This is a genomic window from Agrobacterium deltaense RV3 (assembly GCF_900013505.1).
GTDB classification, from domain to species: Bacteria; Pseudomonadota; Alphaproteobacteria; order Rhizobiales; family Rhizobiaceae; genus Agrobacterium; species Agrobacterium leguminum.
The window spans coordinates 453,808-468,307 of record NZ_LT009745.1 but is presented as its reverse complement, the minus strand read 5'-3'; the positions used below and the strand labels follow the sequence as shown (position 1 = coordinate 468,307).

At 60.1% G+C, this 14,500-nt stretch carries 14 protein-coding genes; 1 reads left to right on the top strand and 13 read right to left on the bottom strand.

The window, feature by feature from the left end:
* Window positions 1-53: 53 nt before the first annotated feature.
* The 13 genes from AGR7B_RS02370 to AGR7B_RS02310 all read right to left on the bottom strand — a co-directional run bounded on the left by AGR7B_RS02370 (window position 54) and on the right by AGR7B_RS02310 (window position 13,569).
* Window positions 54-1,901 (bottom strand): methyl-accepting chemotaxis protein, encoded by a 1,848-nt coding sequence (locus AGR7B_RS02370; RefSeq protein ID WP_080855946.1) that lies wholly within the window; start codon window positions 1,899-1,901, stop codon window positions 54-56.
* Window positions 1,902-2,044: 143 nt separating this feature from the next.
* Entirely contained in the window at window positions 2,045-2,746 is a 702-nt protein-coding gene (gene visR, locus AGR7B_RS02365) for a transcriptional regulator VisR (RefSeq protein WP_003522758.1), read from the bottom strand.
* A gap of 53 nt (window positions 2,747-2,799) precedes the next feature.
* Entirely contained in the window at window positions 2,800-3,531 is a 732-nt protein-coding gene (visN, locus tag AGR7B_RS02360) for a transcriptional regulator VisN (protein ID WP_065654475.1), read from the bottom strand.
* Window positions 3,532-3,901: 370 nt separating this feature from the next.
* The gene (gene fliF, locus AGR7B_RS02355; protein ID WP_065654476.1) at window positions 3,902-5,584 is read right to left on the bottom strand and encodes a flagellar basal-body MS-ring/collar protein FliF; all 1,683 of its coding nucleotides are present in this window, start codon (window positions 5,582-5,584) and stop codon (window positions 3,902-3,904) included.
* Window positions 5,585-5,713: 129 nt separating this feature from the next.
* Window positions 5,714-6,097 carry a chemotaxis protein CheT gene (gene cheT, locus AGR7B_RS02350; protein WP_035262798.1) on the bottom strand — a complete coding sequence of 128 codons (384 nt, stop codon included), beginning with the start codon at window positions 6,095-6,097 and terminating at the stop codon, window positions 5,714-5,716.
* A 14-nt stretch (window positions 6,098-6,111) separates the two neighbouring features.
* Window positions 6,112-6,657: a chemoreceptor glutamine deamidase CheD gene (gene cheD, locus AGR7B_RS02345; protein WP_003522762.1), complete on the bottom strand. Its 546-nt coding sequence runs from the start codon at window positions 6,655-6,657 to the stop codon at window positions 6,112-6,114.
* Complete coding sequence (cheY2, locus tag AGR7B_RS02340; RefSeq protein WP_003503467.1) at window positions 6,654-7,043, bottom strand: chemotaxis response regulator CheY2; 390 nt, start codon at window positions 7,041-7,043, stop codon at window positions 6,654-6,656. Before cheY2 ends, cheD begins: the two co-directional genes overlap by 4 nt.
* On the bottom strand, window positions 7,043-8,098 hold the full coding sequence (gene cheB / locus AGR7B_RS02335; protein WP_080855944.1) for a protein-glutamate O-methylesterase CheB: 1,056 nt from the start codon (window positions 8,096-8,098) through the stop codon (window positions 7,043-7,045). The genes cheY2 and cheB overlap by 1 nt, the downstream gene beginning before the upstream one ends.
* A complete protein-coding gene (gene cheR, locus AGR7B_RS02330; protein ID WP_080855943.1) occupies window positions 8,095-9,003 on the bottom strand; it encodes a protein-glutamate O-methyltransferase CheR in 909 nt (302 codons plus the stop codon). Before cheR ends, cheB begins: the two co-directional genes overlap by 4 nt.
* 13 nt (window positions 9,004-9,016) lie before the next feature.
* A complete protein-coding gene (locus tag AGR7B_RS02325; RefSeq protein ID WP_080855942.1) occupies window positions 9,017-11,284 on the bottom strand; it encodes a chemotaxis protein CheA in 2,268 nt (755 codons plus the stop codon).
* Between the two features lie 16 nt (window positions 11,285-11,300).
* A complete protein-coding gene (gene cheY1, locus AGR7B_RS02320) occupies window positions 11,301-11,666 on the bottom strand; it encodes a chemotaxis response regulator CheY1 (RefSeq protein ID WP_003493773.1) in 366 nt (121 codons plus the stop codon).
* On the bottom strand, window positions 11,663-11,962 hold the full coding sequence (locus tag AGR7B_RS02315; protein WP_003503483.1) for an STAS domain-containing protein: 300 nt from the start codon (window positions 11,960-11,962) through the stop codon (window positions 11,663-11,665). The genes cheY1 and AGR7B_RS02315 overlap by 4 nt, the downstream gene beginning before the upstream one ends.
* Window positions 11,962-13,569 (bottom strand): globin-coupled sensor protein, encoded by a 1,608-nt coding sequence (locus tag AGR7B_RS02310; protein ID WP_425352578.1) that lies wholly within the window; start codon window positions 13,567-13,569, stop codon window positions 11,962-11,964. The genes AGR7B_RS02315 and AGR7B_RS02310 overlap by 1 nt, the downstream gene beginning before the upstream one ends.
* A 505-nt stretch (window positions 13,570-14,074) precedes the next feature.
* Here AGR7B_RS02310 and AGR7B_RS02305 point away from each other — a divergent pair.
* Window positions 14,075-14,452, top strand: coding sequence for a hypothetical protein (locus AGR7B_RS02305; RefSeq protein WP_078051275.1), 378 nt, complete (start codon window positions 14,075-14,077; stop codon window positions 14,450-14,452).
* Window positions 14,453-14,500 lie beyond the last annotated feature (48 nt).

The window sequence follows — 14,500 nt, the reverse complement described above, 5'->3', positions numbered from 1 at the left end:
ACTCCCGGACCTTGCGATCCGGGAGCGGTTTTGACCTTCAAAAAACAGACGTATCAGGCCGCCTGATTGTAGCGATCCCTGCCGGTCGCCGAACCCTGTTCCATCTGGAACCGCTGCACCAGATCGAGCAGTGCTTCCACCTCTCCTGACAATACCCGGCTGGCCGCGCTCGATTGTTCGGCAAGCGCCGCATTCTGCTGCGTCATCTGGTCCATCTGGTTGACGGAGCTGTTGACGTTATGAAGCGCGGAGGACTGGTCCTGCGTTGCCGTCGCGATGGTTTCGACATGCTGGCTGACGGTAACGATCTGCTGGCTGATGGCGGAAAGAACCGTGCCCGCCTCCTGTACCAGCTTCGAGCCGGAGCTGACCTCATGCGTCGACTGGTTGATGAGCTGCTTGATCTCGCGGGCCGCGTCGGCGGAGCGCTGGGCGAGCTCGCGCACTTCCTGCGCCACCACGGCAAAACCCTTACCCGCCTCGCCTGCACGCGCCGCCTCGATGCCGGCATTGAGCGCAAGAAGGTTGGTCTGGAAGGCAATATCGTCGATGACCTCGATGATCTGCTCGATCTTGCGCGAGGCGTCTTCGATGCGTCCCATGGCGTCGACGGCGTTGCTGACGACCGAACCGGAACTGTCGGCGCTCTGTTTGGTGATGCGCACGGCCTCATTGGCCTCCCGCGCCCGCTCGGCCGACGATCTGACTGTAACCGTGATTTCGTCCACGGCGGCGGCGGTTTCTTCCAGCGAGGCCGCCTGATTTTCTGTGCGCTTCGACAGATCGACCGACGACTGCTCGATTTCAAAACCACTATGCTGGATGATGAGCGTGCGCTCGCGGATCTGCCCCAGCGCATCGCGCAGGTTGAGAAGAGATTCGTTGAAATCCGTGCGCAGACGATCAAGACGACCAGCGAAAGGCGTCTCGATCGTGCGGCTCAGATCGCCACGCGAGAGCCTGCCGAGACCTGAAGCAATCTCACTGACCGCAAACTCGATCTGCCCGTCGAGTTCCTGTTTCTCGGCGTCGTTGCGGTGACGTTCGGACTCGGCTGCGAAGCGTTCCTCGGCGCTTTTGCCTTCAATCGCCAGTTTCTCGATCGCATTCTCGCGGAAAATCACCAGCGCACGGGCGATGTTGCCGAATTCATTGGTGTTGGTGGCATAGGGGATCGGCGTGTCGAGATTGCCGTCCGAAAGGGACTTCACCGCATCGGTCAGCTTGCCAAGCGGCTGAAGCGTGCGCTTGATGACGAAATAGGCGAGCAATCCGACGCCGAGCATGGCGAGCGCGCCGCAGATCAGCATCATGTCGCGCAGGCTATATATCTGCGCATCGTAGACATCCATGGGAACGCCCACGAACAGGATGCCGACGGTTGCGCCGGTCTTGTTCGTAACCGGCATATATCCGGTCATGTAGCTGGTGCCGAACAGCGTGGCGGTGCCAAAATAGGCCTCTCCCTTGGAAACTTTCGGGAAAGCGGGATGATCGGTAGCAAGCTTGGTGCCTGCTGCTCTCTCACCCTTTTCGTTCTTCAGATTGGTGGTCAGACGAATGAACTCGCCGGCCTTGGCTTCAAAAACAGTAGAGATACCGCCGTTGCCGGCTGCCGTGCGATCGACGAGATCATTGTCACGCATCGTTCCGATGCTGGCGCGACCGACGCTCTTCAACTCGCCATCCACCATTTCGAGGGCAACGCCGCCGACCTTCATCTCATAGAGGATGGCCATGCCGCGCATTGCGCTGTGCGTATCACGCAGCGCGGTGGTGATGATGTTGTCCTTCAAGCGAATGTAGGTCGAAAAACCAACTGCCGCCACGCTGAGCGTGATCAGGCCGATCGTCAATGCGACGACCTTGCCGGCAACGGACTTAAAGAGCCGGTTGTGCATGAAACAGTTCCCCAAAGCCAAACTTATAAAAGTTCTAGTAGGCAACTGTTAAAAAAACGCGAAGTGTCGATAGCGCCTTTTAGGGGGGCACAAGCCGGGCCGGCGCCTGCCGGCTTGTGAGGGACGGGAAAACCCGTCCGCCATCAGTGGATATAACCGAGCCGGATGGCCTTGGCGATCGCCTGGATACGGTTGACGGAATCGAGCTTGATCGTCGCCGAACCGAGATAGGCGTTGACGGTGTGCACGGAAAGCCCGAGCTTGACCGCGATTTCTTCGCTGATACGGCCGTCCCCCGCCAGTTGCAGGCAGGCGATTTCCCTCTCGCTCAGCGCCTCGGAAGGCGCCGCCTTGCGCTCGTCCAGCGCCAGCATGTCCACCATGATCTCGCAGCATTTGATGTGCTGTTCGATCACGACCTCATTGTCGAGAACGAGGTTGGTGCCGCAGAAGACGATGTAACCATTGCCGATGGTGCCGAGCCGCACCGGGAGCGCCAGCCCCGCATAGGGCAATGTGTCATTTTCGATGCGGCGCAGAAGTGCGGGCACATCGGGAAGATCGGCAAAGCCGCCGGCATTCTTGTTGCGCCAGATGACCGGCAGGAGCGATGTCTCGATATGATCGAGAAGAATGTCGCCCACGGCGCGGATGAACTGCGCGCTCTGCTCTGCGGCATTCATGCCCCAGTTTTCCAGCTCGCAGGTCAGCTTCTTCTTGTTCGGGAAACCGGAAGCCGCAGCCTTCGTCACCACGAAATTGCGCGCGCCGACCAGCTTCTGCATGGCGACGAGCTTCGGAAAAAGATCCGACCGGCTCGTCACGACAGGGCTGCGGTAAAACATGCCCGTCTGACCTGAACCCTCATTGTCTTTCGTCTGTACCATCCGTCCGACCATTATACGAGGTTGTTGCGCACGGCGTAGGCAATTGCCTCCGAGCGGGTTTTCGTCGCGGTTTTACGCATCACGCTTGTAATGTAATTATTGATCGTATTGCGCGAAATGCCAAGGATCATCGCAATTTCATCGCTCGTCTTGCCTTCCGCGATCCAGAACAGGCATTCGAGCTCGCGCTCCGTGAGATCGATATCGCGCACGGTTTTTGCTTCGCTGGCAATGCCGAAGCTGACGCAATAGCCCGTCAGCAGGGCGATTTCGCGCAGCCTTTCCGGCGAAGGCACCGCTTCTTCGGGAAACAGCAGCAGCAGCGAAAGCCGGATGCGCCCCACGCAGAAAGACAGCGCCGAATATTGCCGGTCTATGCCGTAGGGAACCGAAACATCGTCGGGAAGGAAGAGCAGCCGCGGCTGCAGAAGCGAAAGGCATTTCTCCATTTCGCTCGATCTGTTCTGGCTGTTGGCCAGTTCGACACCAAGCCTGCGGACCAGATCAAAAGGCCAGTCGGAGGTGACGATGAATTTCAGTCCGGTTTCTTCGAGAAGATCATCCCGCGCCAGCAGATAATGCGAGGCGCCAGCGTAGGTTACGAGCAGATCCAGTGCGCCTGCAACGTTACCGGCAGCAGCCGTGGCTGCGACGTTTTTAGCAAGCTGATCGCGCGGCAAGGGTTTACCCATGCCCTCCATAGGCTTGGCAGATAGCCTGCGGATATCAACATCGACTTTCAATCGCCTACGCCCTCTTGCTCCCAGTGGGAGATTATACCTCGGGATGGAATCATTCCATTCGAGAAGCTTACCAAAATGGGACGGCAAGCCCCCGGAGACCGAATCACTTCATTTTATGGAACGGACTGGGATTTGCCATTACCTGACACCAGCCTTTCCACGTATTTCCCTGCTCGTCTATTACTAAAAAAACATACTGAAAAGCTGTTCAATCCATAAACGGCATTCTCAGCCAATTCCCAGCAAACTGTATCGTTGCTGAATTTTTTGTAAACACTGTCCTGAAACGAGATTGCCACGGCTCGCCCGCCAAGCATAGTGAAAAGCCCAAAAACGGAAAAAAGGCCGGGTAAAACCGGCCTTTTCGATATTATGCTGCTTTTTCCACCGCCCATTTGCGCAGGATCTTGGCGGCCCTTTCCTCGCTGATTTCCACCATGCGGGAGAGCCTGCGTTCCGGTCCTTCGCGAACCCGGCGGTTGAATGTGCCCTCGCCATCGCCGCCCGCCAGAAGGTCGTCGGTGCTGTCGAAGCCGAAATCCGCCCCGAAACCTTCCATGAGACCGCCTGCGCCCGCATCCATGCCGGGAGAGAAATCCGGCAGTTCGAGACCGGCGGCCTCCTGGCTGAGCTGACCTGCGGCGGCACCGTTACCGCTCACCGTGCGGACCAGAGGGCGTACGCCGAGCCAGACGACAAGGAAGGCAACCGCGACAAAGGCGAGCGAGTTGATGATGCCGGCGGAATTGCGGCTCAGCACTTCCATGATGCCCGGGCCGGTTGCGGCCTCATCCAGCAATTGCGTTTCGAGGAAGTCCATCGCCGTCAGGGAGACGATGTCGCCACGGTCGGAGGAAATGCCTGCCGCCGAAGTGACGATCTTCTGCATTTCGGCAAGATAGGCGTCGATCTTCGCCTGATCGGCGGGCTCGCCGACCATCTTGGCGATCCGGCCCTTGTTGACGACGACCGCGACCGAAATCTTCTCGACCGTGTAGCCGTTCTTGACCGTGGCTACCGTCTTGGAATTGATCTCGTAATTGGTCTGCTCTTCCTTCTTGGCCGACTGGTCGGAGGACTGCGGACCGCCGCCGCCGCCCTGGGGTGCTGCCTGCGGTACGTTCTGTTCCACGGTCGCGGCCGTATCCGGCTGCGTTTCCTGGGACTTCTGGTCTTCCTTTACCGTGCGCACAGAGCGCTCGACGCGCGATTCCGGATCGTAGACGGTTTCCTGAATCTGACGGCTGTCGGTATTCAGCTGCGCCGTGACGCTGGAGCGGAAATTGTCCATGCCGAGGAAAGGCGCCAGCGCCTTGTCGATATTGGTTTCGATTTCCTGCTGCACATTCTGCGCCAGCGTCAGCGAGCGGTTCATGGCGGCATTGGTGACATCGTCGCCGGAAGCGAGAAGCTGGCCGGTCGAATCAAGCAGGGTCACATCGTCGACTTCAAGGCCGGGAACGGCCGAGGCGACGAGGTGACGGATGGAGGCGGACGCCTTGCGGCCGGCCGAAGCACTGGCGCGAATCATGACCGATGCGGTGGGCTTCTGTTCGCCACGGCGGAAATTGCCGACGTCAGGCATGACGATATGGACGCGTGCGGCCGCAATGCCGTCGATCTGCTGGATGGAGCGGCCGATCTCGCCCTCAAGGGCGCGAACGCGCGTCACTTCCTGCATGAAGGAGGTCAGGCCGAGAGAGCCGACATTGTCGAAAAGCTCATAACCGGCATTGGCGCTGTCGGGCAGGCCGCGCTCAGCCAGAAGCAATCTTGCCTTGCTAGTGAGGCCGACGGGAACCTGAAGGCTGGAACCATCGGTCCCCACCTGAAAGTCCAGACCCGATTCGGCAAGCGCAATGCTGATCTTGTTAAGGTCGCTTTTTTCAAGCCCCACATAGAGGGTCTCGTAAGCGGGACGGTTCACGTAAAGAGCTGCGGCAAGGATGATGGCCATGGACACAACGCCCACGCCGCCCAGCATCAGCAGCCGTGTCTGCCCCAGCGCCGCGACATTCTTTAAGACCTGAGGGATTTGATTTAACAGATTCATTCTGTTCCGCACCGTCATTCATAGAGTCCGAGACCTTTTGGCCCCGTCGTGACAATAGGGTGCGAAGCTTGCGCGAGCGTTGCCTTTCTCCGCATTCCGCGAAGGACGGCAACGCTGGCCGAAATAGTTCTAGAAGAGGTCGAAGTCGCCCGATGCCTTGTCGAGCGGCTGGGAATGGCCATGGCGGAAGGCCGCGCCGAGCGCCTTCTGCATTTCGGCCAGCTTGACGAGGCTTAGGGCGGTGGAAACATCCACGATCCAGTCTCCGGGGATGGAACCGGTGATGGTATCGATGAATTCCGCAAGGCCGCGGGTTTTCTGGACGGCAAGGTCGATGCCCTGCAGCAGCTTGACGCCTTCACTGGACAATTGACCGCTGGTCACTTCAAGCAATTGCGGCTCGATGCGCTCGATGAGATAGGCGACGTCGTGCAGTTCCGATACCACGCGCATCAGAACGTCCGGCAGGGCTTCTTCGAACGGAGTGGCGGCGGTGTGCTCTGCAAGCTGCATTGGAAACTCCGTGACTAGAAAAATTCGATGTCGTTGGCGACTGGCTTGGGGGCCGGCACCGGACGCGTTTCCATGGCAACCGTCTTTTGGGTTTCCGCGCCGCTGAGCGGATGCTGACGCGCGCGCCCGGAGACCGGCCAGAATTCGATCTTTCGTCCGTGGTCCCCGCCCGTGGAGGAGCTCAAGACCGGAATACCTTCATCCTTCAGAAACTGCATGGCGAAGATGGCATTCTGCTCACCGACATTGGAGAAGCTGGCAATCGTCTTCGCGCCGCCGAAAACCTTGGCTTCCAGCCGGTCGCGCCGTGCCCCCTGCTTCAGGAGGCCGTTGATCAGGAGCTCCATGAGATGCACGCCGTAACGCGTCGCATCTCCGCCGGTCACATTTCCCGTTCCCGGCAGCAGGAAGTGGTTCATGCCTCCCAGGCCGGCAACGGGATCTCTCAGACAGGCGGCCACGCACGAACCGAGTATCGTCGTCAGCACCACATCGGGATCGCTGACGACCTTATACTCGCCCTGAATGATATGTACGCGCTTGGCCGCAGCTTCAATCATTTCAGCGATCCGAAAACCGCCTCGATGGCAGCGCGCATTTTGTCGATCGTGAAGGGCTTGGCCAGCACGTTGTTGGCGCCGAGCTGGGCTGCCTTCTGCACCAGCGCGCGGTCGCCCTGCGCGGTGAGGATGATGAAGGCGGCCTTCTTGGTCGTCGGGTTGGCCCTGACGGCGTGCAGGAAACCGAGACCGTCCATCTTCGGCATGTTGAAATCGGAAATGACGAGATGATGGGGCTGCTGCTCCATGATCTTCATTCCCTGCTCGCCGTCACCGGCGGCGGTGATCTGCTTGAAGCCGAGCTGTGTCAGCGCATCGCTGAGGAGCAGCCGGCTGGTCACCTGATCGTCGACGATCAGAACTTTGATCTTTTCTGCGAGAGACATTAGTCAGCACCTTCTTTACGGGCAGTGGTTAGTTTCAGGATTTCTTCGCCGATGGAGGCCAGCGGGAGTTGCTGTTCCACGGCGCCAAGTTCATAGGCCACGCGGGGCATGCCGTAGACGACACATGTTTTTTCGTTCTGGCCGACGGTGCGCGCGCCGGCATGACGCATCTTCAACAGCCCGGCTGCGCCATCGCGGCCCATGCCGGTCAAAATGACGCCGACGGCGTTACGGCCGGCAAGCTCGGCCACCGAATCGAACAGCACATCGACGGAGGGGCGATGGCCGTTGACGGGATCACGCTCGACAAGCCGGCAGCAGGGTGCGGACCGGTTGGCGATCTGCAAATGGCGCTCGCCGCCCGGCGCAAGATAGATCTTGCCGGTTTGCAGACGTGCACCGTCTGTCGCCTCTTCCACCACGGGGGCGCAGATGCGGTTCAGCCGTTCGGCAAAACTCTTGGTGAAGGTCGGCGGCATGTGCTGGGTGATGACGGTCGGCGGGCAGTTGGCCGGGAATTTTTGCAGCACGGCGATCAGCGCTTCGACACCGCCGGTGGAGGAACCGATGGCGACGACCTTGCGGCCGGCCCGATATTCGCTGACTGGGGTCGGCTGCGGCGCGGCGGCAGCTTCCGGGCGCGCCGCGCGGTAAGCGGCATGCTGCGAGCGGGCGGCGGCCTTCACCTTGTCGGCAAGATCGCCGAAGGGGCGCGCATCACCCGGCGCCGGTTTGCCGACACAGTCGAAAGCGCCGATTTCAAGCGCGGCGAGCGAGGCATCCGCACCGCGATGGGTGAGCGATGAGACCATGATGACCGGCATCGGCCGCAGGCGCATGATCTTTTCGAGAAATTCGAGGCCGTTCATCTCCGGCATCTCGATGTCGAGCGTCACGACATCGGGGTTGAGCTGCTTGATGGCGGCACGCGCTTCCATGGCGTTGCCGGCCTGCCCGACCACCTCGACCTCCGGATCGGCCTTGAGGACGGCCGAAATCAGGCCGCGCATGGTGGGGCTATCATCGACGACGAGTACCCGTGCGAGTGCGCTCATGCCTTCCTCCCGGATGCGTGACCGATGAAGCGGTAAGTGGTGATGCCGGTATTGTCGAACTGGTTCTTGGCGTCGCCGGACACTCTTTCGGAATGGCCGATATAAAGGTGGCCGCCTTCCGGCAGCAACCCTGCGAAACGCGACCAGATGCGCATCTGCGTCGGCTCGTCGAAATAGATGACGACGTTGCGGCAGAAGATGATGTCGAAATTGCCCTTGAAGGGCCATTGCGTCATCAGGTTCAGCTCGTTGAAGGTGATGAGGCGCTTGACCTTGTCATCGATGCGGAACTTGCGGCGACCGCCGGCATCGACTTCCGTGAACCATTGCTTGCGCATGGCGGGAGACACGGTTTCGAGCGCATTGTCATCATAGACCCCTGCCCGGGCCTGCGCCAAAATCTTGGGGTCGATATCCGTCGCCAGGATTTTGAAATCGTAATCCGCCGCATTCGGGAACATGGCAAGCACGGTAAGCGCGATGGAATAGGGCTCCTGCCCGTCCGAGCAGGCGGCCGACCAGATGCGGACACGCCCGCCGCTCTTCGCCCGGGCGATGAGGCCCGGCAGGACCTCGTCACGCAGATGTTCGAAATGGTGGTTCTCGCGGAAGAAGCGGGTGAAATTCGTCGTCAGGTGCGACAGCATTTCGCGCCGCGCCTGCGCGCCATCCGGCGAGGACACCAATGCGCAATATTCGCGAAAACCCGACAGGCCGAGATTGCGGATATGCTTGGACAGGCGGGAATAGACCAGCGACGCCTTGGTGTCGTTGAGATAGATGCCCGCATCGGCATAGATCATCGCCGCGATTTCCGACAGGTCGCGTCTCGTCAGCGGGTATTCGCCGCTGGCAAGAACCTCGTCGGGAGACTGGCGCTGATCGCTGAAATTAAGTGCTGCCATGGATGATCCGCTTTCAACCCGTCGCCGCAAGCGACATTTCCTGCTTCAGGGGCTGTCCGCGCGAGGCGCTGACGATGGCATCGACATCCAGGATGAGCGCAACGCGGCCGTCACCGAGGATGGTGGCGGCGGCAATGCCCGGAACATGGGTATAGTTGGCTTCCAACGACTTGATGACAACCTGGCGCTGGCCCTGGATCGCGTCGACCATCAGGGCGCGCTGGCCGCCGCCTTCCGATTCCACCAGAAGGGCGACACCTTCGACCGGATCGGCCTGGGTCGGGCGGAAGTTCAGCACGCGGCCGACGTCGACCAGCGGGCAGAAGGAGTTGCGGATGGAGATCAGCCGCTGGTTCGCGCCGAAGGAATGAATGTTCTTCGCTTCCGGCTGCAGGGTTTCGACGATTGCCGTCAGCGGCACCACCAGCGTCTGGCCGGCAACGGTCACCACCATGCCGTCAAGAACGGCGAGCGTCAGTGGCAGGCTCATGGTGAAGGTCGAGCCATGGCCGGGGCGCGAGGAGATGCTGATACGGCCGCCAAGCGCCTGAATGGAGCGTTTGACCACATCCATGCCAACGCCGCGGCCGGAAATGTCGGAAATCTTGTCGGCGGTGGAGAAGCCCGGCGCGAAGATCAGATTGTCGATCTCTTCATCCGTCAGGTTCGCATCAGCGGCGATGAGGTCGTTGTCGATTGCCTTCTGGCGAACGCGCTCGCGGTTGATGCCCGCGCCATCGTCCTGAAGCTCGATCAGGATACGGCCCGAACGGTGCTTGGCCGAAAGCTTGATGGTGCCTTCCGGGTTCTTGCCCGCCGATTCGCGTTTTTCCGGCGTTTCGATGCCGTGGTCGACGGCGTTGCGGATCATATGCGTCAGGGGTTCGGCCAGCTTGTCGATGACCGTCTTGTCGACTTCCGTGTTCTCACCTTCGGTGACGAGGCGGATTTGCTTGCCGATCATGTCGGCGACTTCGCGGACGATACGGGACATGCGCTGGAACACCGGCTTCACCGGCTGCGCGCGGATGGCCATGACGCTATCCTGGATTTCGCGCGTCAGCTGCTGCAGCTCGTCGAGGCCCATATTGACGGCGGAGGTGCCGCTCGCATCGTTTTCGATGACGCTCTGCGAGAGCATCGCCTGATTGATGACGAGTTCGCCGACGAGGTTGATCAGGCGGTCGACACGGTCGAGGTCGACGCGGATGGTCTGGCCGGCGCTGGCATTGGCGGCAGCGTTGGCGTTCGCCTGGGCTGCGGCAGGCGCTGCCGCAGCTTCACGCTTTTCGATTGCCGCATTGACGCTCTGGGCGATCTGCGTCGTCGCAACTGCCGTTTCGACGGCTGCGGCAACGTAGGACGCTTCAGCCGTGGCGGTTTCAACAGCGGGCTGCTCTTCCGGTCCGCTATCGAGGGCCGAAAGATCGAACGGCACCGGGATCATCGGAAGCTCTTCCGCGTCGTCTGCGGCATCCGAAACAACCGGCACGATTTCCAGATCGCAATCCCATTCGGCGAATTCGAAGACACTGCGGATGCCCTCTTCGCCCTTGTCGGTCGCAATCGAAACCGTCCAGGAGAGATAGGATGCTTCAGGATCGAGCTTGTCGAGCGAAGGCAGCTCCGACATGTCGCAATTGATGCTCATTTCGCCGATGCGCGAAAGATCGCGCAGGAGAAGTGCCGCCTCGTTGCCCTTCGAATAAAGCGACGCATGCGGCTTGAAGGTGATCTGGAAGGACGGCGCTTCCATCAGCGGCGTGGTTTCGTCGGCAAAGTCCGTGAAGGAGAACGGGATCGGCTCGAAGCCGCTCTCATCCGTCGGCTTGGGTGCGACGGGTTGCGGCGCCTTGACTGCGGCCGGCGCTGCCACAGGCGCGGAGACCTGCACGGTTTCGCCGTTTGCCAGCGCTTCCAGTTCCTTGACGAGGCCGCGGGTGCGGCTTTCATCGACGCTGCCGCCGTCTCTTGCCGCATTGGTCAGGTCCGCCAGCACGTCGGCGGAGCGCAGCATGACTTTCAGAACATCCTGTGTCGGCTCCAGCTTGTTGGAGCGGACGCAGTCGAGGGTCGTTTCAAAAACGTGGGCGAAGGCCACGAGATCATCGAGACCGAAGGCACCCGCCCCGCCCTTGATGGAATGAACGGCACGGAAAACGGCGTTGACGGTTTCCGGATCGCGGTCGCCGTCATTCAATTTAAGAAGCCCCGATTCCAGTTCCGCGAGCTGCTCTTCGCACTCCTGGAAAAAGATTTCCTTGATTTCGTTCATATCCATCGTGAAATGTCCCGTATCAGGCGGTTACGCGTTCAATGGCATCGATGAGTTTCGCAGGGTCGAACGGTTTGACGATCCAGCCCGTCGCACCGGCCTGACGGGCGCGGTTCTTCTTCTCTGCGTCGCTTTCGGTCGTCAGGACGAGGATCGGGATCGCACGATACTTTTCGTTGCGCCGTACACCCTCGATGAAGCCGAAACCATCGAGACGGGGCATGTTGATGTCCGTCACGATGACATCCGGGTTGCTCTGCTCGAGCACTTCGAGGCCCTCGATGCCGTCTTCAGCCTGAATGGTTTCGAAACCGGCATTGTTGAGCGTGACCAGGAGCATGTTCCTGATCGTCCGGGAATCATCCACGGTAAGAACTTTTTTCTTCACTTTTGCATCTCCTTGGGGAGCAAATGGTCAATATCGACGCCTATCAGTTTCATCGTCTTGTCGAATGCATCGGACACCCTGGCAAAACCGAAGGGCTTGCCATCCTCTTCCCAGGATTTCGCGCCGGCCATAAGGACCTGGGCGCAAAGCGCACCGATACGCTCCACCTCGGACGCATCTACCGACAAAGGTGCTCCCCTCAACGTCATCAGCTTGCCGTGCAGGGCCGATGCTTCGTTGAGATCCAGCACCGGTGACAGTTTCAGCGTCGCCTCAGCTGCTTTTCTGGCTGCCATTACATGACTCCCTGACGTCTGAATTGTTGGTAATCCTGGCCGTAATCCGTGCGATTATCCCCACGGGCCATAAATGAAGTGTCCTGCCGGTCCGCACCGGAGGCCGCTCTCGCCTGCCCCTGACGGGCAATGCGGAATTCGCGGATGGTGCGGCCGAGTTCGAGGATGACGGTTTGAAGCGCGTCCGCCTCGGAGGCGCTCGCGCTGATATCGACGGTGTTCCGGTCGGCCTGCCTTTGCTGCTCACCCATATCGGCGGCAACCGATTGCAGTTCGCCGGCCTGCTCGGCCGTATGCCGGGAGACTTCCGCGATCATGTCGTTGATGCCAGAGACCTGCCGGACGACACCGCCGATTGCATCCTGCGTGCGGTTGACCATACGCACGCCGCCCTCGACCTGCGTCTTGGTGGTGCCGACAAGGCTCTTGATTTCCCTTGCAGCATCGGCGGAACGCTGGGCGAGCGCCCGCACTTCCTGCGCGACGACAGCGAAACCACGTCCGCTTTCACCCGCGCGCGCCGCCTCGATGCCGGCATTGAGAGCGAGAAGGTTGGTCTGAAAAGCGATCTCGTCAATCGTGCCGATGATCCTGCCGATCTGTTCGGCGGATTGTTCGATATCCGACATGGCGTCAATCGCCTCGCCGATAGCCTTGCCGCTTTCGACCGCCGCCTCGCGGGCGCGGGAAACAGCCGTTTCCGTAGCCGATATGCGCGCGCCGTTTTCAGCAACGTTCCCGATCATCGTCTGGATGGCGCGTGAGGTTTCGGCAAGGGCTTCGGCCTGCTGGCGGGAGCGCTCGGCCATGGAGCGGCCCATATCGGCAAAGCGCGCGCCGAGCGCCTCGGCCTCGCCGATGCTGTTTTGCGCCGCGATCAGCGATGCGCCAATCGTTTCCAGGGCCGTATTGAAGGACGCTGCAACATCGCGATAGGCTTCCGGCACTTCGCCGCCGATGCGGGCCTGCAAATCGCCTGCGGCAAAGGCCGTCAGCGCTGTGCCCAGCAACTTCGCCGCTTCCGAGCGGTCATTGTCGCGCTGTTCCGCCAGTTCGCGGCCATGGCGCACGCGCAATTCGTTGAAGCGCAACGAGACAGCGATTTCGGTATCGACCATCACCAGACGGACGACATTCTTGACGGCTTCCGCCAGTTCACGGGTTTTCTTGCGGTTGCCGGGCAGGATGGAGCGCGGCGCGTGTTCGGCCACCAGCCCGCCGACGAGATGTTCCAGAACCACCGCGTGGCTGGCGATCTGCCAGCGCGGATCGAGCCCCATGCGGCTGGCATTGTCGGAAAGAACCTTCACCCGCTCGGCATAGAGCGCGTCGAAACGCGCATCGGTCAGAACGCTCCAATGCGAGGATTGCAGATCGTGCAGCCGGTCGAGCTGGTTTTCGCTTTCGAAAGACGGAGAACAGTCCGGCATAGACTGGAAACGGGTCATCACGTCCCGCAGGCCGGCCTTGACGTAAGGCTCCAGCATGCTGCGATAGCTGCGCAGGAAATCGGATTGCGTTTCGTCGAGGCCGGCAAAACGCAACCGTCCCGCCAGGCTTCCGCCTGCCGATCTGCGCGCTTGATCTGATGGCAAATCCTGCCCCAACCGACGTCCCCAACAACATGACGGCCGGTAAAACCCGGCCAAATTGGCCAAGGTTCAGAACGCCAGCACCCTAAGGGGATTTTTGAACGAACATACCCATCGCGGACGATGCGGCATCGACGCTTGCCAGACCTTCTTGAACCAAGAAACGAAAATACCGGATCGGCACCGGTACGGCAGTGCGGCGTCATGCCTGGAAGGGGAGAGAACCCCATTCCGCCGTGGAAATACCATCAATCTTTATGGTTAATTCCTTGCTTGAAAGTTAAGAAACACAGGCGTCGGCGTCAAACGGTAAAATTTGTAAAAGCTTTTAGCCAATGCCGCCCTCACTTTGCCGCAAACGGGCAAAAACGAAAAGGAATCGGACGGTGCGGGCGGTTTTTCCCGCATGCGCGCTGGACAAGCATGTCCGGCTTCCCCTAAAACAAATCAACAGGATATTCGCTCAACGGTGATGCTTTAAAGAGACCTTTACGATCAAGGAGATGCCAACTTGCCATGGATGGAGAAAAGCCGCAGTTCAAGGCGCCATCCGCAAGTGTTGATCGGTCTCGTGGTCGCGAGCCTGCTGGTCATGATCGGCTTTCAGGCGCCGGCCGGCGTCAAGCCCCTTTCCAAAACCAGCCGTCTCGAACGATTGCAGAGCGTCGATCCGGGCCGTTCCCTTTCTCTTCGCCAAAAGGATTGCGATAGCGGCAATGATTTCGGCTGCAGGACCGGCGATGCCGGTTCAGGCCTTCGCCTGGACGCGTTTGCCTCACCCACGCCAAGCCTCAGGGATAATGCCGACGTCTCGCTCGTTGCTGTTGCCATCGTGCCACAAGCTTTCCGAGACTTTGCCAGCGTGGTTCCACGCGCGCCTCCGCATATTATGTATTAGTCATTCCGGCGGTCCTCATCATTCGGTTCATTGCGAACCTTGAGGGAT